The 659-nt window shown below is 66.6% G+C and carries 1 protein-coding gene; it reads right to left on the bottom strand.

Annotation, left to right across the window (positions count from 1 at the left end):
- Window positions 1–251: 251 nt before the first annotated feature.
- Window positions 252–659 (bottom strand): sigma-70 family RNA polymerase sigma factor (locus tag AC0KUR_RS38045; RefSeq protein WP_473377412.1); only part of this gene is annotated, 408 nt, incomplete at its 5' end.

Raw genomic sequence — 659 nt, 5'->3', positions numbered from 1 at the left:
TGGCCGCCGCGCCTTCGATGAACGGTTGATCCGAATCCCTCCGTGGCGACGTCCTGAACAGCTCGCCGACCCGAGTGCCGGAGCATCGAATTCGGGGGGGCATCACGATGAAAGATCGCAGGCCCACGGCGGCGATGCTGTCGCCTCTCCATCGAGTCAGCGGCGCGCTGCCGCCGCCGCTGCAAATGCCGATTCAACGGCGCGCGGTTCGACTCGCGCAGCGCGATCGAACCGCGAGGTGATTCGCGCGCTCATTGCTCGAGATATACCTTGAGTCGCATCAGGCTGCGGCGAATCCAGCTCTTCATCGTGCCGAGCGGCACCTGCATGCGTTCGGCCAGCTCCGCGTACGACGCGCCGCCATGAAACGCTTCCCGCAGCACATAGGCCTGCCGTTCGCCCAGATGCGCGAGCCCGCGCTCCAGACGCAGGCGCTCCTGGCTCGCCTGCGCGCCGAGATCGGGCGTCGGGTTCTCGTCGGGGATCGACAGCGCCAGTTCGTCGTCGAGCGGAACCTCGCGGTGCTGCCTGATCCGGTCGATGGTTCGATTGCGTGCGAGCGTCATCAGCCATGTCATCGCCGTGCCGCGTCCGGCGTCGAATGAATCGGCGCGACGCCACGCCGTCGTGAACACGTCCTGAAGCAGGTCTTCCGCTTC

The sequence above is a fragment of the Burkholderia sp. YHN3-13 genome (assembly GCF_055810675.1).
This window is presented reverse-complemented; position numbering and strand designations above follow the sequence as displayed.